This window comes from Idiomarina sp. 28-8 (assembly GCF_000320945.2).
Taxonomy (GTDB): domain Bacteria; phylum Pseudomonadota; class Gammaproteobacteria; order Enterobacterales; family Alteromonadaceae; genus Idiomarina; species Idiomarina loihiensis.
Genome location: NZ_DF266790.1, coordinates 493,106 through 514,854 on the forward strand (window position 1 = coordinate 493,106; position 21,749 = coordinate 514,854).

Consider the following 21,749-nt stretch of genomic DNA (forward strand, 5'->3'; position numbering starts at 1 on the left):
GTTATGGCATAAATAAAAGTTGGCCTGATACTTGAATAATAAATCATCGAGTTGTTTATTAAACCAGTATGAGGTCATTATTATGGGTATTTTTTCACGTTTTAGCGATATCGTGAACTCCAATATCAATTCTTTATTGGATAAAGCCGAAGATCCGCAAAAAATGGTACGCCTGATTATTCAGGAAATGGAAGATACGTTAGTTGAAGTACGCTCTACGTCAGCGCGCCTGCTGGCTGAAAAGAAGGACATTCAGCGCCAGCAGCAACGGATGGAAAACGAAGTTCAGGACTGGGAGAAAAAGGCTGAGCTGGCGTTAACCAAAGAGCGTGACGACTTAGCGCGCCAGGCATTAATTGAAAAGCAAAAAGCGCAGCAGGGCGTTGACTCGTTGCAGCAGGAAATGGATCGCGTTAACGAAAATCTGGACAAGCTAAATGACGAAATTGGCCAACTTCAGGAAAAACTGGCTGATGCGAAGTCTCGCCAGAAAGCGATTCTGATGCGCCAGAAGGCAGCCAGCAGCCGCTTGCAGGTTAAGCAACAGGTCGATAGTGGCAAAGTAGATGACGCGATGCAGCGGTTTGACCGCTACGAAGCCAAAATCGATGATTTGGAAGCCCAGGTTGAATCTTATGATATGGGTAAACGGACATTACGTGACGAATTTGCAGAGCTGGAAAACGAGAGTAAAGTGAATGACGAGCTGGAAGCATTGCGTGCTCGTATGAGCTCAAAAACCAAACAAGACTCTTAAAACAGGCTTAAAAAAATGGATATTGAAGCAATACTAGGGATGTTGATGGCGCCGATTATTTTGTTTGTCATTATAGTCGCGCCTATCTGGATCATCCTTCATTACCGCAGTAAACGACAAATGAATCAGGGATTGAACGAGGAAGAAAGGGAATCTTTAGCGTTACTGGCGAATCAGGCAAAACGCATCCGTGAGCGTGTACAGACACTGGAACGTATTCTGGATGCTGACGCTCCGGGCTGGAGGGACAGACAATGAGCGAGAGAAGACCCAAACGAGAACTGCGTCGTGACTCAGAGCGAGGAAAAATTGCAGGTGTTTGTGCTGGTATTGCAGATTACCTGAATCTGGAACCCTGGCTAATACGAGTGGCCTTTGTTACTGGAGTGATTTTTACTAACGGCTCTTTCTTTGTACTTTATATCGCCGGTTGGTTAATTCTGGATAAAAAGCTACCGAATACTGAGCGTCATAATGTTGATGTAAAGACTAAGGTCTGGCAGGGCGGAGAACCGCCGCGTGAAGCTTTTCGCGACATAAAGCGAGAGTTTGATGAACTGGAGCAACAGTTGCAATCAATGGAAAAGTACGTAACCTCAAATCACTATAATCTTCAACGAGAATTTAATCGTCTGTGAGCCGTTTTCAAAAGCTACAACACCAAACCCGCGACGTTATTCATCGCGGGTTTGATCGTCATATACGCCTGGCTGTAACGGGGTTAAGTGGAGCGGGAAAAACCGCGTTAATTACCGGTTTACTTGAGCAGCTATTATATGCGAACGAAACCCAGCAATTGCCTTATTTTAAAGTGAAGCAACAACAGCGTCTTAATGGCTGTCGTTTGCACACCAGTAGTAACTGGCAAGTCTCGCGTTTTGACTACGAAGGGGCAATAGACTGTTTAACCGGAGATGTGCCCCGGTGGCCACAGTCGACACGCGATGTGAGTGAAATACGTGTCGAAATAAAATATAAGCCGCATCGAGGCTTAGCCGGGAGAGTGCTCGATACTCGTCGCTTAACCCTGGATTTAATTGATTATCCGGGCGAATGGCTACTGGATTTGCCGTTATTAAAACTGAGCTATGACGAGTGGAGTCAGCAACAGCAGCGCTTACTGAAAGCTGAGTTACGACATAAACTGGCAGCGAGCTGGTTGACTAAGGTACAGACGGCCGCAAACGCCGCGTCAGAGGATAAAGCTGAGCAGCAAATACGTGAACTGGCATCGGGTTATCGCACTTTTTTACGTCAGTGCCGGGAGCAAAAATTATTATTGTTGCAACCCGGACGAATGGTGTTACCCGGAGAGCTTGAGGGAGCTCCGGCGCTGGAGTTTTTCCCCTGGCCGTTGTCACAACCAATACCCGATGCCTGGAGGAAACGTTTGCGCGAGAAATACCGCTACTATCAACAGCATGTGGTGACTCCGTTTTATCAAAAATACTTTAAGCACTTTAATCGGCAGGTTGTGTTAGTTGATGTCCTGCAGGCGTTGCAGAATGGTGAGCATCATTTTGCTGAATTACAGTTGGCAATAAATGAACTGATGAAGAGCTTTTCATATGGCAATAACAGTTTGCTTAAGCGGTTGATGTCGCCGGTTATTGATAAAGTCGCGCTGGTTGCAACAAAAGCTGACAGTATTGCCCCGCAAGACCATCAAAAACTGACGGATTTACTGCGTGTTATGACGCAGAAACAGCGTCAGGAGCTGCAGTTTGATCAAATACCGCACCGGGTATTTAGTGTTGCCGGTATTGCTACCAGTCAAATTAAGAAATTAAATAACGGCACGACAGTTCTGGACGGTATTAATGAGAACCGTGAGTTTGTCCGGGTTGGTGCACCAGAGGTACCTGATGCCATACCAACGGCTGCGGACTGGCAACAAGGCTATATTTATCCGCAATTTTATCCCGGCTTCACCGCGCAGAATTCACCTCTGCCGCATATCCGGCTGGATCAGCTACTTGAATACGTTCTGGGAGATAAACTCAAATGAGTGATCCGCGCAAATTAACTTACTATTCGGTGGATGAACCGGCAGTTGAAGTTTCTAATATCGATAATATTCCTGAACAAGCCGGACATGAATCGGGAGCCGCACAAGCCGCTGCGAACTCCAAGCCTGGTCGCTGGGGTAAGTGGCTGGCACTGGGTTTAGTGGTTGCTTTAACCGCCGCCGTTATTGAATCGGTACTGATGGTTATTGAGCGTTTTCAGCAGAATATATTTTTAGGCAGTTTATGGGCTGTTGGTTTTGGTGTTATCGCGCTGGCGTTACTGAGCTTTATGGTGCGCGAAATCTGGTTGCTGCAAAAGTTGAAACGGCGCTGGAAAAAACAGTCTGAAGATCCCAAACCAGAGCAACAGTTGCAGCTTCTGCAACATCCGGATTTAGAACATCGCTGGCAGCAAATTAAACAACCGTATTGGTCCGCGGATGAAGAACGTGAACGTTTTGAAGTGGACGTCTTAAGTCGTATAGACCAGCAGGCTACTCGTATTATCAGTCGCTGGTCGGCAGAAGCCGCCGCCATGGTGGCAGTGAGCCCCTTCGCTTTACTGGATATGCTCATCGTTATGTGGCGTAACCAGCGCATGATATCGCGTATTGCCGAGTTGTACGGCGTTAAACTGGGTTACTGGGCCAGAGTTCGCTTATGGCGTCAGGTGTTTGCCAATATTGTTTATGCCGGGCTTAGCGAAGTTGCGGTAGATTTAGGTGCTCAATGGGTTAGCGCTGAACTATTAACACGTTTATCAACCCGGGCGGGACAAGGTTTAGGAGCCGGTTTGCTCACCGCCAGACTGGGCTACCAAGTGATTGAATTATGCCGACCTATGCCGTTCGAAAAGGTTAAAAAGCCGGGCTATTTAAAACTGCAAAAAGACTTACTAAGCCAACTAAAGAGCGTTTTACCTTTTGTTTATAAATCGCGTCAGGCAAAGGCTACAACGACATCTGATCAGGAAGTGGAAAACTAGCGTTACAGTTGTTTATAGGTTTGACACAGCGCAAAGATTGCCAACTAAGGTAAGCTCGTTGCACTCTGTTGCTCGTTAACAAATTTCTGACAAACGAGCCAAAACGCATGTCTTCTGATTTAAAACCACATAATAATAAATGGCAGCCAGCGACTCAGGTCATTCATGCAGGAGCCGCGCATGACGACCCTCACGGGGCGTTAACTGCGCCACTTTATCAGACATCGACTTTTCGGTTTTCTTCTGCGGAGCAGGGCACTCGTCGCTTTGCCGGCGAGGAAGAAGGCTATATTTACAGCCGTTTAGGTAACCCGACAACAGCAGAACTAGAGCGCCGAATGGCATCGCTGGAAGGCTATGAAGCTGCTGCGGCGGCAGCGACCGGGATGGGTGCTATTGCGGCTGCTACTATGGCTTTTGTGCGCAGCGGTGATCATATTGTGGTATCTGATGCCATTTACGGTTGCAGTTTTGCATTGTTCAGTGAGTTGTTTGAGCGCTTCGGCGTCGAAGCCGACTTTATTGATTTAAACAACGAAGGCCTGTTGAAAGAAACCTTGCGCGAAAATACCCGCTTAGTTTTTCTGGAAACCCCGGCTAACCCGCATCTGAAAGTGGTCGATATTGAAAAAGTTCATGCAGTAATCGCTGACTCAGACATTCGTCTGGTGGTAGATAATACCTTTATGACGCCACTGATGCAGCAGCCCAAACGACATGGTGCCGATATTGTTGTGCACAGTGCAACTAAGTTCCTTAATGGTCATGGTGACGTGGTCGCCGGGATTATTTGTGGCAGTGACGACGATATTAACACCATTAAAAGTACGACCTTAAAAGATATGGGCGCGACCATCAGTCCACACGACGCCTGGCTTATACTGCGTGGTCTGAAAACCCTGGATGTGCGCATGCAGCGTCACTGCGAAAACGCCGATGCGGTTTATAATTTTCTTGATGCGCGCAATGATATAAAGAAGATTTACTACCCCGGAGCTCCTGACCACGAGGCACAAGCTTTAATGGGTAAACAGATGAGCCGTAATGGGGCGGTTATCGCTTTTGAACTGGAAGGCGATGAAGCGAAAGCACGTTACTTTCTGAATCAATTGCGGATGATAGCTCTGGCAGTGAGTCTGGGCGACGCTGAAACTCTCATTCAGCACCCGGCGTCAATGACGCATTCCCCTTATACGCCGGAGGCTCGTCTTAAAGCTGGGATTTCGGATACATTGATTCGAATTGCTGTAGGCTTAGAAGCAGCAGACGATATTATTGCGGATCTTGAACAGGCGCTGGAGGCCTGCCGCGTGCAGTGGCAGAAGTCCGCGTAATTCTGCAAAACATGAACTAATAATAACAAAAACGATCAAACATTAATGAGGAAGCAACAAGGCTGAATTATGGGTAAACAAAGTCAATACGTATCAAGGCAACCGGATGAAAACGGTATTATTCAGTGGAGTGACGAAGAAAATCAGGTCTGGAAGGATTTGGTCGAACGTCAGTTGGAATGCATACCGGGTAAAGCTTGCGATGAGTATATGAAGGGACTGGAGTTACTCGACTTGCCGAAGGATCGCTTGCCACAAATGCATGAAATTAATAATGTGCTGGAGAGAGAGACAGGCTGGCAAGTTGCAGCAGTTCCAGCGTTAATTCCATTTGACGAGTTTTTTCGCTTACTGGCAAACAAGCAGTTTCCGGTAGCAACCTTTATTCGCACACGGGAAGAGTTTGATTACTTACAGGAACCTGATATTTTTCACGAAATATTCGGACACTGCCCGCTATTAACTAACCCGGCGTTTGCGCATTTTACTCACCAATACGGTAAATTGGGTTATGCAGCTACACCTAAAGAGCGGGTCTACCTGGCTCGTCTGTATTGGTTTACCGTAGAGTTCGGGTTATTGAAAACCGAAGAGGGTATCCGAATTTATGGTGGCGGTATTTTATCGTCTCCGGCTGAAACGGAATACGCCGTTAACAGCGATACGCCAGAGCGCAAACCATTGGAAGCATTAGATGCGCTACGTACACCGTACCGAATTGATATTATTCAACCTATCTACTACACCATAGAGAGTGTGGACGAGCTGTTTAAGATATCCGATATGGATATCATGTCGCTGGTTCATGAAGCTATGGAGTTAGGGTTGTTTGAGCCAAAATTTCCACCAAAAGATGCAGCTTAAGGCAAAGGAGTATTAAAGAATGTCAAACTTGGAAAATGCACGTTGTGAAGCGTGTCATGCAGACGCGCCACAAGTCAGCGATGAAGAACTGAAAGAGCTGATGCGTGAGATACCTGACTGGACGCCGGTAACAAACGACAACGTTATGATGTTGCAGCGCGAATTTAAGTTTAAAAACTTTAAGCAGGCACTGGCTTTTACTAACCGCGTAGGTGACCTTGCTGAGGAAGAAAAACATCACCCTGAGCTGGTGACTGAATGGGGCAAAGTAACGGTTACCTGGTGGACCCACGCCATTAACGGTTTGCATAAAAATGACTTTATTATGGCGGCAAAAACCGACAGTGTACTTGACGCTTAGCCAGCTTTGTCGATGAACTGCATGGAACCCCGGTCTATTGGCCGGGGTTTTTGTTTTTTAAGCGCGAACAATAGTGTACTATTTGCTTTACATTTAGTTCAATGCAGTAGGGTTTATGCGACTTGAGATAACGTGTGATGACCGTCTGGGTATCTGTCAGGATGTTCTGCAAATTTTGCGAGACCACGAAATTGATTTACGTGGCATTGAAGTCGATCCTAAAGGAAAAATCTTCCTCAATTTTCCTGAATTAGCCTTCGATGATTTTCGGCATTTGATGCCTCAGATTCGTCGCATTCCCAATATTATTGACGTAAAAACCATTCCTTACATGCCGTTTGAACGCGAGCATTATGAATTTAGTTTGCTGTTAAGTACCTTGCCGGATCCGGTTCTTTCCATTGATAGCAAAGGTCATATCGATATTATCAATGACGCCGGTTTACGTTTATTAGCGGGTCAGGAAGACAGCCTTAAAGGCGAGCCGCTGATGCATTATGTGCATGGCATCTCGTTACAGCGATGGCTGGATAAAAAGCCTCGTGACCCTATTTACGAGGCCGTGACCATAGGCAATTCAGAGTACTACGCTCAATTACTGCCTATCTGGGTTAACGACGAAGAAGGCAGTACGGCGTTTGCCGGTGCGGTAATGACCTGTAAGTCTGAGCCGGTTACGGCAACCTGGCAAAGTCAGGACAATGAAAAAGCCTTTGAGCGCCTGCTGACCGATAACAGCACTATGAAACGCGTGATTAAAGATGCCCAGCGTATGGCAGAGCTTGACGCGCCGCTGTTAATTGAAGGTGAAACGGGTGTCGGTAAAGAGCTGCTGGCAAAAGCCTGTCATTTAGCCAGCCAGCGTCAGGATAAATCCTTTTTGGCCATAAATTGTGCGGCACTACCGGACAATGTTGCTGAGAGCGAACTGTTTGGTCATGGCGAAGGCAGCATAAGTAGCCAGAGCACTCGTAAAACCGGGGTTCTGGAACAATCTGCCGGGGGCACAGTATTACTGGACTCAGTCAGTGAAATGTCTATTGGCCTGCAGGCAAAATTACTACGCTTTTTAGAAGACGGTGTGTTTCGCCGCATTGGCGAAGAGCAGGAAGTGAGCGTAGACGTGCGAGTTATTTGTACTGCTCAGGGTAATCTATACGAACTCGTTGAAAACGGCGAATTTCGCGAAGACTTGTATTATCGGCTTAACGTTTTGGCACTGAATGTCCCGCCACTGCGTGAACGCAAAAGCGATATTTTATTGTTGGCAGAGCATTTTGTGACTCAGGCCTGTAAAAAGCTCGGGCGCAGTCAGGTAAGTTTAAGTCGGGCGGCGAAAGAGCGGCTCAAGCGTTACCAGTGGCCGGGCAACGTGCGCCAGTTGGAGAACACTATGTTCCGCTCGGTTTCAATGATAGAAGGTTATACGCTGGAGCCCGCGGATATCCGTTTGCCTGAGTTGAATCAGGAAGATGATCAGTTAGCGTTGGATATTGACGATATGAGCCTGGACGATGCAGTTCGTCGTTTTGAAAGCCACGTTTTACGTCGTTTGTACCCAAGCTTCCCCAGTACAAGGCAACTGGCAAAACGTTTAGGGCTTTCCCATACCGCAGTGGCCAATAAATTACGCGATTATGGCATTGGTAAGCAACGTAGTGGTCGTGCCCGTAAAGCAGAACAGACAAAAAAGTAGCCTTGTAACAAAAGCTTTACAAGTCAAACAGGCTGTACCTTGATCCAGAGTAAGTGTTCAGCCTGTACATTAAACTTTACGTTTTAACCTTAACTTCAGTAATTTGCTATCTTCTCCTCTTATTCGCCTTTTCCCCACAACTACCGCTACAGTCATGGTGTTAACAACCGAATAATAAGAGGAAGTAACCATGACAGATAAAATGATTAATCCGTTAAATACAGACGGTTTTGAGTTCGTTGAATATACCGCTCCGGATCAGAAAGGCATTGATGCGTTAAAAGACTTGTTCGACAAACTGGGTTTCACTGAAGTGGCTAAGCACAAGAGCAAGCAGGCCTGGTTGTACAAACAGAACGACATTAATTTCATTATTAACGCTGAACCGGGTGGGCAGGCTGAAGAGTTTGCGAAAGACCATGGTCCGAGTGTCTGTGGTATGGCATGGCGTGTGGAAGATTCGGCTCATGCATTGAAGCATTCACTTGATAACGGTGCCAAAGCATTCCCTGCGGATAAAGGCGTTGTTGAAGGTGTTCCGGCAGTGTTTGGTATTGGCGAAAGTGCGTTGTATTTTGTCGACAACTACGAAAACCATGAAATTTATAAGCAGCATTTCGACTTCTATGAAAACTGGGAAGCGAAAATGAGCGGGCACGCCGCTGGTCTGTTTGAAATAGACCATCTGACGCACAACGTATTCCGCGGCAACATGGATACCTGGGCTGGCTTCTATGAGCGCATTGGTAACTTCCGTGAAATTCGTTACTTTGACATTGAAGGCAAACTGACAGGCCTGTTAAGCCGCGCGATGACAGCGCCTTGCGGTAAGATCCGTATTCCAATTAATGAATCTCACGATGATAAATCGCAAATCGAAGAGTACTTAAAAGAGTACAAAGGCGAGGGTATTCAGCACATTGCTTTAACCAGTGACAATATCTACAAAACCGTAAAAGACCTGCGTTCTATTGGCATGGACTTCATGGATACGCCGGAAACTTACTACGAGAAAGTGAATGACCGCGTTGAAGGGCATCAGGAAGATTTAGACGCACTACGTGAACAGCGTATTCTAATCGACGGTGCGCCAATGAAAGATGGCATTTTACTGCAAATCTTTACTCAAACCGTAATTGGTCCGGTGTTCTTTGAAATCATTCAGCGTAAAGGCAACGAAGGTTTCGGCGAAGGTAACTTCAAAGCGCTATTCGAAAGCATTGAAGAAGATCAGATCCGCCGGGGAGTGTTAAGCGATGCGTAAATGGATCAGCTTTCCGAAACAGGTGGGCAAGTCATCTCGACAGGCCCACGCTGATTTTCCGGAGCAAGCCATTTATGAACGTGAAGCTGGTCGTAGTGGCTTTTTCGGTCCGGCCACGCATTTTCACCATCAGCATGCTCCGACCGGTTGGTCGGAGTGGCGTGGGCCTCTGCGCCCACGGGCTTTCGATTTTAACAAGCTAGAAGCCATAGCTCCGGAAAACCCCTGGTTAACGCCTGACTTATTGCACAATAATAACTGCCGTTTTCGCTTGTGGCATTGCCATAGCAAAATGGATTATTTAGTGCGTAATGCCGACGGCGATGACTTGCTCTTTGTTCATGAAGGCAGTGGTCATCTGCATTGTGACTACGGGCATATTCACCTGGTGAAAGGGGACTACTTCTTAATTCCCCGTTCTACTAACTGGCGTCTTGAGCCCGATGAAACCATGCAGTTGCTGATGATTGAAGCAACAAATGGCTCTTATAGCCTGCCGGAGAAAGGTCTGGTGGGTAATCATGCTATTTTTGACCCGGCAGTTCTGGATACACCGGATATCGATGAGGCGTTTCAGGCGCAATACAGCGAAGAACAGTGGCAGGTGTATGTAAAACGTCATCAGCAGGTGTCGGTTATCACTTACCCTTATAACCCGCTGGATGCGATAGGCTGGCACGGAGAATTAGCTCCGGTTCGTTTAAACTGGCGCGATATCCGGCCGTTAATGAGCCATCGTTATCATTTGCCGCCTTCAGCGCATACAACTTTTGTTGCTGATCGTTTTGTGGTCTGCACTTTTGTTCCGCGTCCTATCGAGTCAGATCCGGGCGCATTGAAGGTGCCTTTCTACCACAACAACGACGATTACGACGAAGTGCTGTTCTATCATGAAGGTGACTTTTTCAGTCGTGATAATATCGACCGCGGTATGGTAACCTTCCATCCGGCAGGATTTACTCATGGCCCACACCCGAAAGCGTTTAAAGCCGGGCGTGAGCATAAAAAGAAATTCACAGACGAAGTTGCGGTTATGCTTGATACCCGCGATGCCTTGCAAGCAAGTGATGAGGCTTTAGCGGTTGAAAACCCGGACTACGTCTACAGTTGGCAGGAGAAATAACAACTTATGAAACTCGCCACATACAGAAATGGTACTCGTGACGGTCAGTTAATGGTCGTCAGCAGAAACTTAAATTCGGCAGTAGCGGTTCCGGCCATTGCGTCTTGTATGCAAGAGTTGCTCGACAACTGGGACGGCATTGCACCTAAGCTCGAAAAAATCTATCAGCAGCTTAACGACAGCGACGTGGATGGCAGTATCCAGTTCGATGAAGCTTTATGTGAGTCGCCTCTACCTCGTGCGTATCAGTGGGCTGATGGCAGTGCCTATGTAAACCACGTTGAATTAGTTCGGCGTGCACGTGGTGCCGAGATGCCACCGAGCTTCTGGGAAGATCCTTTAATGTACCAGGGCGGTTCTGATGATTTCTTAGCGCCTTACGACGATATTGAAATGGGCAGCACTGAATGGGGCATCGATTTTGAAGGCGAAATTGCCATTATTACTGACGATGTTCCAATGGGTATTGATGCTAAGACCGCCGGGCAGCACATTAAGTTATTGATGCTGGTTAATGACGTTTCATTGCGCGGGCTTATTCCGGGCGAGCTGGGAAAAGGTTTTGGCTTTTTCCAGAGTAAACCATCCTCAGCTTTTTCGCCGGTCGCGGTAACACCAGATGAACTGGGCGACGCGTGGAAAGCCAACAAGGTGCATTTACCACTATTGTCAGAGTACAACGGTAAAGCTTTTGGTAAACCTAATGCCGGTGAAGATATGACCTTTGACTTTGGCCAGTTGGTTGCTCATGCAGCGAAGACTCGTCATTTAGGGGCTGGTGCTATTATTGGCTCGGGTACAGTTTCCAATAAACAGGGAACTGACCACGGAACCTCTATTGAAGAAGGTGGTGTTGGCTACAGCTGTATTGCCGAAGTGCGTATGATTGAAACCATTCGTGATGGCAAGCCGGCGACGCAGTTTATGCAATTTGGTGACACCATCAAAATGGAAATGAAAGATGATGGTGGCCAGTCAATATTCGGCACCATTAACCAAAAAGTTGTTCAATACGAAGGTCCTGAAAAGTGATGAAACTTTACGGCTACTGGCGCTCAAGCGCCAGTTACCGGGTTCGTATTGCGTTAAACCTCAAAGGGCTGGCGTACGAGTACGAACCGGTGCATTTAGTAAAAGACGGTGGACAACAGCACAGTGAGGCTTATCGAAAGCTTAATCCTGCGCGCTTGGTTCCTACTTTTATAGATGGTGACGTTAGGTTAAATCAGTCTTTAGCCATTATTGAGTATCTGGAAGAGTGCTATCCGGACACGCCTTTACTGCCTTCCGCTCCCACGGATAAAGCAAAGGCAAGAGCGCTGGCTTATGATTTGGCCTGCGAACTGCAACCTGTTACCAATTTACGAGTGCTACAGTATTTAACCGGTGAGTTGAACTGCAGTGACGAACAACGCTCAGCCTGGATCGCAAACTGGGTGGAAAAAAGTTTTACCGCATTTGAACAGCGGCTTACCGAGTATGCAGGTGATTATTGCTATGGTAATTCGGTAACATTGGCTGATATCTGTTTGATACCTCAGGTATACAATGCGCAACGCTTTAATTTGGATTTAACTTCATATCCAACTTTAATGGCGGTGCATGAACGTTTGCAGGCGCTTGACGCAGTGCAACAGGCTCGGCCTGAAAATCAAGCGGATGCACAGTAATCCAGGGATCCAAAAAAGGAAAATAATAATATGGTGAAGTCACGTCTGGTGATTGCCATTGGGGCGGCATTGTTTGTCGCCTCTTGCGCATCAACCTCTCCTCAGAATACGAATACTGCTGACACGCAGAAAAACACACCAACCATACAAGCTAACTCTCTTGCCAGTGCGCAAGGAACAGCCGAGCTCACCATGGAACAAATTATGGCTGATCCGGACTGGATGGGACGTTTCCCGGAGCAGGCTTTCTGGAGTATGGATGGTGAGGACATTCTTTTTTATCAAAAGCGCGAAGGCAGTGACATTCGCGATTTGATGATGCTGGAAAATGGTGCAGGTGAGCCACAGAAAGTGGCGATAGAAAACCTGCATCAGTACGTTGCCGATGAAAAAGTTCATGCAGCTGATGACAGCTTTTTGGCTTATACCTTTGAAGGCAATATCTTTGTTCGTTTCAATGACGGTAGCCTTCGGCAATTAACTCGTGACGATGCCCGCCAGCACAACCTGCAGCCCATGACTAATGGTCAGTTAAGTTACCAGCAGGACAATAACTTCTTCGTCATTGACGTGAACTCAGGGTTAAGCCGCCAGGTTGCTTCATTAGCGTTTAAAGAAAAGCCTAAGGCAAACGAAGAACCTAAAGATTACCTGGCTCGCGAAGAGCAAGAACTTCTTGAGTATGTGCAAAAAGAGCGTAAGGCATCAGAAGAACGTTTTGCTCAGCGTTCCGATTTACAAGCACAAAACGCAACCCTGGCACCAGAGCCTTTCTATCTACCTGAGAATAAAGAGTTGGTATCGGCCAGCTTATCACCAAAAGGTGACTTTTTACTGGTAGCTATTACTGAACCGCAAAGCTGGCGTGATGAAGGCGATATTATGCCGAACTACATCAGTGAAGACGGCCGCGTAAAAAGTGAGAACGTGCGTCGCCGTGTGGCTGATGCTAAGCCGGTTGAACATCAGTTGGTTTTGCTGAATTTAACTAACGGTAGCCAGTCCACCTTAACTTACAACACTTTACCAGGCTGGAACGAAGATGTACTGGCAGAAGTGAAGCGCGAGAACCTTGAGGCAGAAGGCGAAAGCTACACCTCTGAAGAGAAGCCGCGCCCAATAACTCTGATGTCCGACTGGGGTTGGGATAACGGTGCTATTCAGTGGAACGCTGAAGGAACTGAAGTTGCGGTGATGCTGGAAGCCTGGGATAACAAAGATCGCTGGCTTGCTACTGTTGATACTGCCGGTAAAAAACTGGTTTCTCAAGACCGCTTACACGACGATGCATGGATCAATTACACTCACAACGAGTTTGGTTGGTTAAACAGCAGTGAGTTGTGGTTCATGTCCGAGGCTGATGGTTATTCACAGTTGTATGCGACGAGCATTGATGGCAGTACGCGCCAGTTAACTAAAGGTCATTATGTTGTCGAGTCTGCCGACTTAAATCGTAGCGGAGACTATCTGTATTTTCAGGCGAACATTGAACATCCTGGTATCTACGAAGTGTACCGGGTGAAAACCGATGGTAGCGGCGAACCGGAAGCTTTGACTGACCTTGATGGTATGACCGCATTTGAGCTCAGCCCTGAAAGTGACGAGCTGTTGCTGACTCATTCAACACCGTTAATGCCACCTGAGCTTTATCATAAAGCTGTAGACTCATCTCAAACAGCTAAGCGCCTGACACATACGGTTTCGGAGAAGTTCCTGAGTATTGACTGGACTGCGCCGGAACTGGTCGGGGTTGAGTCTTCTCATGTTGATGAGCCTATTTATACCCGCATCTATAAGCCTGAAGGTTTTGATGAAAACAGAGCCGAAGAATATCCTGCGGTTGTGTTCATTCACGGTGCCGGCTATTTGCAAAACGCGCACATGGGCTGGTCAGGCTATTTCCGCGAGTTCATGTTCCACAGCTTACTGAATAAAAATGGCTATGTGGTTGCAGACCTCGACTACCGCGGTTCAAAAGGTTACGGACGCGACTGGCGTACCGCTATTTATCGTCAAATGGGAACGCCGGAAGTTGAAGACCTGGTCGACGTTGCTACTTACTTAGAAAATGACTTGAACGTTGATGGCGACAAGTTAGGAACCTATGGCGGTTCTTATGGTGGCTTTTTGACTTTTATGGCCTTGTTTAAAGAGCCTGGTTTATTCGAGGCTGGCTCTGCTTTGCGTCCGGTGACTGACTGGGCTCATTATAACACCAGCTATACCTCAAACATTCTGAATTTACCGCAGGACGATACTATTGCGTATCGTCGCAGTTCCCCTATCTACTTTGCTGAAGGTTTAGAAGATGCGCTGCTTATCAACTCTCCGATGGTTGATGACAATGTGTTTTTTCAGGACAGTGTTCGCCTTGTGCAGCGTTTAATTGAGCTGAAGAAAGAAGACTGGGAAACGGCAATTTATCCGGTGGAACCGCACGGTTTCCGTCAGCCTGAAAGTTGGCTGAACGAATACCGTCGGATTTTTAAGTTGTTTGAAGAAAACCTGAAGTAAAACGAACTTTACTTATCGAAGGGAACGGCGTCACTAATGCGGCGCCGTTCTAATTTATAAATCAGTAATGAGCTCAGCAGACCTGCAGCGTGAATATAGCTGACATGCTCGCCAACAAAATGCTCCGGCTGCCAGCCAAGTAACTCGGCAACGACCTTTGCGACAAGTGCAATTAGAATAAGCAACATCCATTTTTTACCCGCACGAATGTCCTTAATTAAGCAATAAGCAAGCAGTCCGTGTAACACACCAGATAAACCGACAAAGCTTAAATTAACCGGCATAATCCAGAGCATTAGAGAGGTTGCAACACCGCTTATCAGCAGAGCGTTTATTAGCCACCGAGTGCTCCAGTATTCACGCCAAATGAGAACAATGAGCGCCAGCCCAATGAAGTTAAACAACGCATGCCACCAGTCTAAATGAATAAAGTGGGCGCTAATCAATGGCCAGCCTTCAGCCATAACTGTTTCTGAGTTAAAAGTCAGTAACGAGTGCCACTGAGGCATCAGTTGTAAAAAAATGGATAAAATCAGAACAAGGGCAAGCCCTGCCCAGTATTGATTAAACCTCTCCATTCGTTTTCCTTTTCGTTGCGTCATTGGTTTCTGATTCGTATGATAGGGGAAATTCCTCCCAATATGAATGAGGCCTTATGAAGTTCTGGCTACCGACAATAATTGCTGCAAGCGTATTAACTGCCTGTACGCCTGCATCCGAACAAGAAACCCGTGAACCGGAAGCCGCAACTGGCTTTGTTGAGAAGAGTGCGGTAACTGCCGATAACTTTATGGTGGCTGCAGCGAACCCGCACGCGGTTGACGCTGGCTATCAGGTTTTAAAGCGTGGTGGTTCTGCAGTTGATGCCGCTATTGCTGTACAGGCTATGCTCGGGCTGGTTGAACCTCAGTCATCGGGGCCGGGGGGCGGTGCGTTTATTCTGTATTGGGATAACGAAGAGAACAAGCTGTACAGCATAGATGCGCGTGAGACTGCTCCTATGGACGCTACTGAGTCTTTGTTTCTGGATGAAGAAGGTAATGCGCCTAAGTGGATTGACGCCGTCGTCGGTGGCCGTTCAGTCGGGACACCGGGAGTCATTCGTGGCCTGGAATTAGCTCATAAACGTTGGGGCAAAGCGGATTGGTCGTCACTTTTCAGTCAAACTATTGAACTTTCAAAAGAGGGTTTTGAAGTATCTCCGCGACTGGCCAAGCTGGTTGAGATGGAGATTAACCCTGGTGTGAAAAAAATGCCTGAAGCCAGCGACTACTTTTTCCCTAACGGAGAGCCATTGAAAGCGGGGTCCATTCTCAAGAACCCTGACTATGCAAAGAGCTTAAGTCTTATTGCTGAGCAGGGGGCTGATGCATTTTATCAGGGGGAACTGGCAGCAAAGATTGTGGATGCGGTACAAAACAGCCCTATCGAGCCAGGCGCATTAAGTCTTAAAGATTTAAGCCAATACAAAGCCAAACTGCGCGAACCAGTATGCAGCGCATATCGACAATATCAAGTCTGTGGCATGGGACCTCCAAGTTCTGGGGGGATTACAACACTGCAAACACTAGGCGTGCTGGAAAACTTTGAGTTAGGTGAGCTTGAACCTAATTCAGAACAATTCGTTCATTTGTTTACTCAGGCGTCACGCATGGCTTATGCCGACAGGAACCAATGGATTGCGGATCCTGACTTTGTAGAGATGCCAGTTGAAGCCATGCTGGACAAAACTTACTTGTCGAGCCGGGCAGATAAAATTACCGAAAATGACATGGGCAAGGCAAAACCGGGAGTTCAGTTACAGCCCGAGTATGAGCAGGATATTGCTTATGAACTGCCAAATACCAGCCATGTCTCAATAGTCGACGCCGAAGGTAATGTATTGTCTATGACCACCAGTATTGAAATGGGTTTCGGCTCAACAGTCATGGCCGGCGGTTTCTTGTTAAACAACCAATTAACGGACTTTTCTCTGGCGCCGGGCGATGGCAAAGAAAAGTATGCGAACAGAGTTGAGGCGGGTAAACGCCCCCGTAGTTCAATGGATCCCATTATTGTACTGGACGAGAAGGGTGAACAGGTTTTACACGCGTTAGGTTCCCCCGGCGGCAGCCGAATTATTAATTATGTCAGCCAGACATTAGTTGGCATGCTGGACTGGAACCTAAACGTCCAGCACGCTATCAATCTTGGTCACGTAACTAACCGTAATGATTATACCTCGCTGGAAAAAGGTCGGGACATAAGTGAACTCAAAGCAGATTTAGAGAAGCGCGGACATGACGTTAAGGTTATTGATTTAAACAGTGGCTTACACGGAGTTAGCATTGATTCAGACGGCACTCTTATTGGCGGTGCTGACCCACGTCGCGAAGGTGTGGCAAAAGGAGAATAGCAGGTGATGAAAATTATAAACTTATTGGTAGTGGCTTTCACTATAGTGACGTTATCTGCGTGTGGAGACGACGAGCCGATAAATTATGCACAAGCCCAGCCGGAAGAAGTTATCCAGGGTTTTTATGACTCAATTTATAAAGACGGAGACTTAGAGCAGGCGAAACAGCTGTCTTCAGAGCGTATGGCTGACTTAATTGATCATTATGGTGCGGTTAGTGCGGTTCAGAGGTACGTTCTTGGCCGCTATTTTGAAACCGTTGAAATTGAAGTGGAAACCAACTCTTTTACCGATTACTTAAATAATTCGGAAGATTTACGAGTAACGGTCATTTTTGACGGCTATCACAACGGTGAGAGAGCGAAGGACAGCCGTGATGTGGTACTGATTAAAAGGGACGATGCCTGGGTCGTTGATAAAATTCTTGATACCCGGTATCGCCCTTAATTGCTTTACGCTTCTTTTTTCTTATCGGTATAAGGTGGCCAGCCCATTTGTTTTCCAGCCAGCATGTGTAGATGGATGTGATACACCGTCTGGCCACCATACTCATTACAGTTCATGACTAACCGGTAACCGTCTTGTGAAAAATTATGTTCCGCTGCTAATTTAGCTGCAACCACGTACAAGTGGCCAACCAAACCGGCGTTGTCTTCATTAATGTCGTTTGCTGTCGCAATAGGTTGTTTGGGAATGATCAAACAGTGGAACGGGGCTTGTGGATTTATATCTTTAAACGCAAGCGCTTTGTCATCTTCGTAGATAATGTCCGCAGGGATATCACGGTTAATAATTTTTGTGAAAATTGTTTCTTCTGCCATTGTCTTACCCTTATTACGCTATTTTAGTCTATGGTAACTATAGCATTGGGCATCGGCAAATTCAGTTGAGGTTTTCGGACAGCTTATATTGGCTGGCGGATTTTCCCGAAAACAAAAGGTCAACCATTGGGTGTTGAATTGCCTGCTCTGAAAAGTCGGCTTCTAAGCTGCTTTCACTGACATAAGTCTGAATTGACGAGTTGTTAACTAAAATATGGTACCACGGCTGATCTTTGGCCGGTTTAGAGGTTGCCATTTTATTGTACCAGCTGTCAGATAGCGTGAAGCACGGGTCAGCATCAATAATCACGCCACGGTAACCGTAAAGGCTGTGTGTGATAAGTTGACCAATTGAAAACTTCGCTTCTACCATGATGACGGTTCCATGTTATCCGATAATGTTTTTTTATCGGCTAAGGCGTGCTAAAACTTAAGTAAGATTTACACTTAATATACAAATAAGAGGACAACATGCTGGAATCCCCGGAAAATCGAAATTTCATGCGAATGGCAGTCAATGCAGATGTAAAGGTTACTCTTAAAAATGAAAAGGGAGAGCAGCAGTTACAGGGGATTTGTCTTGATTTAAGTGCGGTTGGTTTATCTTTGCAATTACCTGATAACGCAGAAATTGGCGATAGCTTATTTGCGGAAATTGGCTCGTCTGGTTCCATAGCCCCGTTGAAAGTTACCGCTGAAGTTGTTCGCAGTCAGAGACTGGAAGACAACAGCGGCGACTTTATTCTGGGGTGTCGTATTATATCAATGGACTAGTTGCCCGATTGATTACATTATTCTCATACCGGGTTTGGCGCCATCGTGCGGGTTCAGAATGTAGATTTCATCTTTACCCGGGCCTGCTGCAAGCACCATGCCTTCAGATAAACCAAAGCGCATTTTTCGAGGTGCCAAGTTCGCAACCATAACGGTTAATTGACCTTTCAATGCTTCCGGATCATAAGCTGATTTAATGCCGGCAAATACCTGACGAGTTTCACCGCCAAGATCCAATGTCAGTTTCAATAACTTATCAGCACCTTCGACGTGCTCAGCATTTGCTATGCGGGCAACGCGTAAATCAACTTTAGCAAAATCGTCAAAACTGATTTCATCGGCAATGGGTTCTTTCTTCAATTCGTCATTGATTTCCACAGCCGGAGCTTGTGAAGCTTGCTCTTCTTTTGATGCGTCAATCATGGCGTTTACGTCATCCATTTCAACGCGCTGCATGAGCGCTTTGAATTTGTCTATCGGGTGGTCTGTTAAAGCCATTTTGTGGCTGTCCCAGGTGAAGTTGTCGTTTAAGAAGCTCTGCACTTCTTCGGTCAGTTTTGGTACAACTGGCGCTAAATAAACCATTAACACTCGGAATAGGTTGATACCCAACGAGCAAATTTCATGAACTTCCTGCTCGCTGCCTTCCTGCTTAATTAACTGCCAGGGTTCTTTATCCGCAATGTACTGGTTCGCACGATCAGCCAACGCCATAATGTCGCGCATGGCACGTGAGAACTCTCGTTTTTCATAAAGCTCAGCGATGTTGTCACCGGCTAGCTGAAAGTCTTCTAACAGTGCTGAGTCAGCTACGTTAGCTGAAAGTCTTCCATCGAACTTCTTCTGAATAAAACCGGCGCAGCGGCTGGCAATGTTAATCACCTTGCCAACAAGGTCTGAATTGACCCGTTGAGCGAAGTCGGTCAGATTTAGGTCTAAATCGTCAATACGGCTTGTCAGTTTGGCTGCAAAGTAATAACGCAGATATTCCGGATCAAGATGCTCAAGGTAGGTACGAGCCTTAATGAATGTCCCTTTCGATTTGGACATTTTAGTCCCGTTAACCGTAATAAAGCCATGTGCCCAGACATTGGTTGGTTGACGGAAATCGGCACCTTTTAACATGGCAGGCCAGAATAAGCTGTGGAAGTAGATAATGTCCTTGCCAATAAAGTGATAAAGCTCGGCTTCGCTGTCAGCTTGCCAATAAGTGTCCCAGTCTGCTTTGCCTGTGGTTGAGCAATAGTTTTTAAAACTGCTCATGTAGCCTATAGGCGCATCCAGCCATACGTAGAAGTATTTATTTTCGGTGCCGGGAATTTTAAAGCCAAAGTAGGGCGCGTCGCGGGAAATGTCCCACCGTTGCAAGCCTTGTTCAAACCATTCGTTGAGCTTGTTCGCCATTTCATTTTGCAATGAGCCAGAGCGCGTCCAGCTTTTTAGCATGTCACCAAATGCAGGCAGGTCGAAAAAGTAATGTTCAGACTCACGCAGTTCGGGTTCTGCGCCAGAAACCACCGACTTGGGGTTTTTCAGGTCGGTTGGTGCGTATGTTGCACCACAAACATCGCAGTTGTCGCCGTACTGGTCTTCTGCGCCGCAATCCGGACACTCGCCTTTAACGAAGCGATCGGGCAGGAACATCTCTTTTTGCGGGTCATACAGCTGTTCAATGACTTTGGTTTTAATATGTCCGGCTTTATCAAGACGCGTGTAGATAGTCTCAGCCAACTCACGGTTTTCGTCACTGTGCGTGCTGTAGTAGTGGTCAAAACCGACTAAAAAGTCACTAAAATCGGATTCATGCGAGCGTTGCATGTCGCCAATCATCTGTTCAGGCGTTATACCAAGCTGCTGGGCTTTCAGCATAATCGGTGTGCCATGCGCATCGTCAGCACAGACGAAGTGGCATTCGTTACCGCGCAGCTTCTGAAAGCGTACCCAGATATCGGCCTGAATATAGCCCAACATGTGACCGATATGGATAGGGCCGTTTGCGTAAGGCAGTGCGTTAGTAACCAGTATTTTACGTGCGGATTGGCTCATGCGAAAATCTGCTTCCGTTTTGTTGATTAATCGAATGTAAACCCTAAAGTTTTATGCCGCTCATGTTAGCATAGCTCTTGGCTGATACACAGATCCCCGAGGTTGATGATGAAAGATTTTACTCACCCCTTATTGCCTAATGGCATACCCGATAACTGGGTAACTGGCTCCGGTAAGCAACGGGTATTGAATTTGCCTTTTGTTGCTGGCGAGTCCTTGCTGAAAGCCATACAAGAGGATTCTGAACTGGGCGAGTTTGACTGGCAGCTTAATTGTCAGATCAAAAAATTGAAGAACTCACAGCCGGAATTACCGCTTACCACGGGTAATGTCATTGTTGTCTCCTCAGGCAAAGGCGGAGTGGGGAAATCCTCTGTCAGTGTGAATCTGGCACTAGCTTTATCACAGCTAGGCGCCAAGGTTGGCTTGCTGGATGCCGATATTTACGGGCCATCAATTCCGACCATGCTTGGCGGTGGCGGCTCAGAGATGGAGCTGACCAAGAACAATAAAATGATGCCTTTAGAGCGCCACGGATTGCATGTACATTCGCTGGGATACCTGGTTGAGGACAACGATGCGACTATTTGGCGCGGTCCTATGGCAAGTGGCGCTCTGCAGCAGCTTTACAAAGACACGGCCTGGCCAGCGCTTGACTATCTTATTGTGGATATGCCGCCGGGTACTGGCGATATTCAGTTGACCATGGCACAAAAATTACCGGTAACTGGCGCGGTGGTAGTAACCACACCTCAAACCGTTGCACTTAAAGACGCTGAGAAAGGCGTGGCTATGTTTGAAAAGCTGAATATTCCGCTTATAGGCATATTGGAAAACATGAGTTTTTACCAATGCCCGTCGTGTGGGCATGAAGATGCGGTTTTTGGCAAAAACGGGGGGGCGGTTATGGCAACTGAACACAACTTACCGTTATTGGGGCAGTGGCCTTTGAACAGTGAGCTGCGCGAGAGTCTGGATGGCGATACACCACTATTGTTAGCACAGCCGGAACACCCGTTAAGTCAGCTAATTTTAAATTCAGCGCAACAAGTTGCAGCAAACCTCTATTATCAGCAAGAAAATTCGTTATAGTACTGGCCTTAAGGTCTTAAATGACAACACGGAGATTGATGAAC

22 protein-coding genes are annotated in these 21,749 nt (G+C 46.8%); 18 read left to right on the top strand and 4 right to left on the bottom strand.

The annotated features are described in order from the left end of the window. The first annotated feature begins 82 nt into the window (after positions 1 to 82). The 14 genes from pspA (at position 83) to RJ32_RS07240 (ending at position 14,577) form a co-directional block, all read left to right on the top strand. On the top strand, positions 83 to 757 hold the full coding sequence (pspA, locus tag RJ32_RS07175) for a phage shock protein PspA (RefSeq protein ID WP_034820665.1): 675 nt from the start codon (positions 83 to 85) through the stop codon (positions 755 to 757). A gap of 15 nt (positions 758 to 772) precedes the next feature. After that, positions 773 to 1,015 carry an envelope stress response membrane protein PspB gene (gene pspB, locus RJ32_RS07180; protein WP_011233982.1) on the top strand — a complete coding sequence of 81 codons (243 nt, stop codon included), beginning with the start codon at positions 773 to 775 and terminating at the stop codon, positions 1,013 to 1,015. Then, entirely contained in the window at positions 1,012 to 1,395 is a 384-nt protein-coding gene (pspC, locus tag RJ32_RS07185; RefSeq protein WP_034820668.1) for an envelope stress response membrane protein PspC, read from the top strand. Before pspB ends, pspC begins: the two co-directional genes overlap by 4 nt. Beyond that, the gene (locus tag RJ32_RS07190; RefSeq protein WP_034820671.1) at positions 1,392 to 2,765 is read left to right on the top strand and encodes a YcjX family protein; all 1,374 of its coding nucleotides are present in this window, start codon (positions 1,392 to 1,394) and stop codon (positions 2,763 to 2,765) included. Before pspC ends, RJ32_RS07190 begins: the two co-directional genes overlap by 4 nt. Further along, positions 2,762 to 3,751, top strand: a complete 990-nt coding sequence (locus tag RJ32_RS07195) for a YcjF family protein (protein WP_034820673.1) — start codon at positions 2,762 to 2,764, stop codon at positions 3,749 to 3,751. The genes RJ32_RS07190 and RJ32_RS07195 overlap by 4 nt, the downstream gene beginning before the upstream one ends. Positions 3,752 to 3,858: 107 nt before the next feature. Next, positions 3,859 to 5,085, top strand: a complete 1,227-nt coding sequence (locus RJ32_RS07200; RefSeq protein ID WP_034820676.1) for a PLP-dependent aspartate aminotransferase family protein — start codon at positions 3,859 to 3,861, stop codon at positions 5,083 to 5,085. A gap of 69 nt (positions 5,086 to 5,154) precedes the next feature. Next, positions 5,155 to 5,949 (top strand): phenylalanine 4-monooxygenase, encoded by a 795-nt coding sequence (gene phhA, locus RJ32_RS07205; protein WP_034820680.1) that lies wholly within the window; start codon positions 5,155 to 5,157, stop codon positions 5,947 to 5,949. A gap of 19 nt (positions 5,950 to 5,968) precedes the next feature. Then, complete coding sequence (locus tag RJ32_RS07210; RefSeq protein ID WP_034820683.1) at positions 5,969 to 6,310, top strand: 4a-hydroxytetrahydrobiopterin dehydratase; 342 nt, start codon at positions 5,969 to 5,971, stop codon at positions 6,308 to 6,310. A gap of 115 nt (positions 6,311 to 6,425) precedes the next feature. Further along, positions 6,426 to 8,006, top strand: a complete 1,581-nt coding sequence (tyrR, locus tag RJ32_RS07215; protein WP_034820685.1) for a transcriptional regulator TyrR — start codon at positions 6,426 to 6,428, stop codon at positions 8,004 to 8,006. 190 nt (positions 8,007 to 8,196) lie between these two features. After that, positions 8,197 to 9,270: a 4-hydroxyphenylpyruvate dioxygenase gene (gene hppD, locus RJ32_RS07220; protein WP_034820687.1), complete on the top strand. Its 1,074-nt coding sequence runs from the start codon at positions 8,197 to 8,199 to the stop codon at positions 9,268 to 9,270. Beyond that, the gene (locus RJ32_RS07225) at positions 9,263 to 10,393 is read left to right on the top strand and encodes a homogentisate 1,2-dioxygenase (protein ID WP_011233973.1); all 1,131 of its coding nucleotides are present in this window, start codon (positions 9,263 to 9,265) and stop codon (positions 10,391 to 10,393) included. Before hppD ends, RJ32_RS07225 begins: the two co-directional genes overlap by 8 nt. Positions 10,394 to 10,399: 6 nt before the next feature. Further along, a complete protein-coding gene (locus tag RJ32_RS07230) occupies positions 10,400 to 11,425 on the top strand; it encodes a fumarylacetoacetate hydrolase family protein (RefSeq protein WP_034820689.1) in 1,026 nt (341 codons plus the stop codon). After that, positions 11,425 to 12,063 (top strand): maleylacetoacetate isomerase, encoded by a 639-nt coding sequence (maiA, locus tag RJ32_RS07235; protein WP_034820690.1) that lies wholly within the window; start codon positions 11,425 to 11,427, stop codon positions 12,061 to 12,063. The genes RJ32_RS07230 and maiA overlap by 1 nt, the downstream gene beginning before the upstream one ends. Before the next feature lie 30 nt (positions 12,064 to 12,093). Then, positions 12,094 to 14,577, top strand: coding sequence for a prolyl oligopeptidase family serine peptidase (locus RJ32_RS07240; RefSeq protein ID WP_034820691.1), 2,484 nt, complete (start codon positions 12,094 to 12,096; stop codon positions 14,575 to 14,577). An 8-nt stretch (positions 14,578 to 14,585) separates the two neighbouring features. On the opposite strand, the gene rrtA is transcribed toward RJ32_RS07240, so the two are convergent. Then, positions 14,586 to 15,155: a rhombosortase gene (gene rrtA / locus RJ32_RS07245; RefSeq protein WP_034820692.1), complete on the bottom strand. Its 570-nt coding sequence runs from the start codon at positions 15,153 to 15,155 to the stop codon at positions 14,586 to 14,588. Positions 15,156 to 15,232: 77 nt separating this feature from the next. On the opposite strand from rrtA, the gene ggt reads away from it, so the two are divergent. Together ggt and RJ32_RS07255 are read left to right on the top strand one after the other, a co-directional pair. Beyond that, positions 15,233 to 16,972, top strand: a complete 1,740-nt coding sequence (gene ggt / locus RJ32_RS07250) for a gamma-glutamyltransferase (RefSeq protein WP_034820693.1) — start codon at positions 15,233 to 15,235, stop codon at positions 16,970 to 16,972. Positions 16,973 to 16,978: 6 nt separating this feature from the next. Further along, a complete protein-coding gene (locus RJ32_RS07255; protein ID WP_011233967.1) occupies positions 16,979 to 17,419 on the top strand; it encodes a hypothetical protein in 441 nt (146 codons plus the stop codon). 5 nt (positions 17,420 to 17,424) lie between these two features. Here RJ32_RS07255 and RJ32_RS07260 read toward each other — a convergent pair whose 3' ends face one another. Further along, a complete protein-coding gene (locus RJ32_RS07260; protein WP_011233966.1) occupies positions 17,425 to 17,793 on the bottom strand; it encodes a histidine triad nucleotide-binding protein in 369 nt (122 codons plus the stop codon). A gap of 61 nt (positions 17,794 to 17,854) precedes the next feature. Beyond that, positions 17,855 to 18,166: a heat shock protein HspQ gene (gene hspQ / locus RJ32_RS07265; RefSeq protein ID WP_011233965.1), complete on the bottom strand. Its 312-nt coding sequence runs from the start codon at positions 18,164 to 18,166 to the stop codon at positions 17,855 to 17,857. A 98-nt stretch (positions 18,167 to 18,264) separates the two neighbouring features. On the opposite strand from hspQ, the gene RJ32_RS07270 reads away from it, so the two are divergent. Beyond that, positions 18,265 to 18,567, top strand: a complete 303-nt coding sequence (locus RJ32_RS07270) for a PilZ domain-containing protein (RefSeq protein WP_034820696.1) — start codon at positions 18,265 to 18,267, stop codon at positions 18,565 to 18,567. Between the two features lie 12 nt (positions 18,568 to 18,579). Here RJ32_RS07270 and metG read toward each other — a convergent pair whose 3' ends face one another. After that, entirely contained in the window at positions 18,580 to 20,613 is a 2,034-nt protein-coding gene (gene metG, locus RJ32_RS07275) for a methionine--tRNA ligase (RefSeq protein WP_034820698.1), read from the bottom strand. A gap of 105 nt (positions 20,614 to 20,718) precedes the next feature. Here metG and apbC point away from each other — a divergent pair, with 105 nt between their 5' ends. Next, positions 20,719 to 21,705, top strand: a complete 987-nt coding sequence (gene apbC / locus RJ32_RS07280; protein ID WP_235598927.1) for an iron-sulfur cluster carrier protein ApbC — start codon at positions 20,719 to 20,721, stop codon at positions 21,703 to 21,705. Positions 21,706 to 21,749: the final 44 nt, after the last annotated feature.

Bases quoted from the DNA above. Each gene is read 5' to 3' on its own strand.
- hspQ (WP_011233965.1), bottom strand. From the start codon at position 18,166: ATGGTAGAAGCGAAGTTTTCAATTGGTCAACTTATCACACACAGCCTT.
- phhA (WP_034820680.1), top strand. From the start codon at position 5,155: ATGGGTAAACAAAGTCAATACGTATCAAGGCAACCGGATGAAAACGGT.
- RJ32_RS07270 (WP_034820696.1), top strand. From the start codon at position 18,265: ATGCTGGAATCCCCGGAAAATCGAAATTTCATGCGAATGGCAGTCAAT.
- rrtA (WP_034820692.1), bottom strand. From the start codon at position 15,155: ATGGAGAGGTTTAATCAATACTGGGCAGGGCTTGCCCTTGTTCTGATT.
- RJ32_RS07260 (WP_011233966.1), bottom strand. From the start codon at position 17,793: ATGGCAGAAGAAACAATTTTCACAAAAATTATTAACCGTGATATCCCT.
- tyrR (WP_034820685.1), top strand. From the start codon at position 6,426: ATGCGACTTGAGATAACGTGTGATGACCGTCTGGGTATCTGTCAGGAT.
- RJ32_RS07240 (WP_034820691.1), top strand. From the start codon at position 12,094: ATGGTGAAGTCACGTCTGGTGATTGCCATTGGGGCGGCATTGTTTGTC.
- RJ32_RS07230 (WP_034820689.1), top strand. From the start codon at position 10,400: ATGAAACTCGCCACATACAGAAATGGTACTCGTGACGGTCAGTTAATG.
- pspA (WP_034820665.1), top strand. From the start codon at position 83: ATGGGTATTTTTTCACGTTTTAGCGATATCGTGAACTCCAATATCAAT.
- metG (WP_034820698.1), bottom strand. From the start codon at position 20,613: ATGAGCCAATCCGCACGTAAAATACTGGTTACTAACGCACTGCCTTAC.
- RJ32_RS07255 (WP_011233967.1), top strand. From the start codon at position 16,979: ATGAAAATTATAAACTTATTGGTAGTGGCTTTCACTATAGTGACGTTA.
- pspC (WP_034820668.1), top strand. From the start codon at position 1,012: ATGAGCGAGAGAAGACCCAAACGAGAACTGCGTCGTGACTCAGAGCGA.
- ggt (WP_034820693.1), top strand. From the start codon at position 15,233: ATGAAGTTCTGGCTACCGACAATAATTGCTGCAAGCGTATTAACTGCC.
- RJ32_RS07200 (WP_034820676.1), top strand. From the start codon at position 3,859: ATGTCTTCTGATTTAAAACCACATAATAATAAATGGCAGCCAGCGACT.
- maiA (WP_034820690.1), top strand. From the start codon at position 11,425: ATGAAACTTTACGGCTACTGGCGCTCAAGCGCCAGTTACCGGGTTCGT.
- pspB (WP_011233982.1), top strand. From the start codon at position 773: ATGGATATTGAAGCAATACTAGGGATGTTGATGGCGCCGATTATTTTG.
- RJ32_RS07195 (WP_034820673.1), top strand. From the start codon at position 2,762: ATGAGTGATCCGCGCAAATTAACTTACTATTCGGTGGATGAACCGGCA.
- apbC (WP_235598927.1), top strand. From the start codon at position 20,719: ATGATGAAAGATTTTACTCACCCCTTATTGCCTAATGGCATACCCGAT.
- RJ32_RS07225 (WP_011233973.1), top strand. From the start codon at position 9,263: ATGCGTAAATGGATCAGCTTTCCGAAACAGGTGGGCAAGTCATCTCGA.
- hppD (WP_034820687.1), top strand. From the start codon at position 8,197: ATGACAGATAAAATGATTAATCCGTTAAATACAGACGGTTTTGAGTTC.
- RJ32_RS07210 (WP_034820683.1), top strand. From the start codon at position 5,969: ATGTCAAACTTGGAAAATGCACGTTGTGAAGCGTGTCATGCAGACGCG.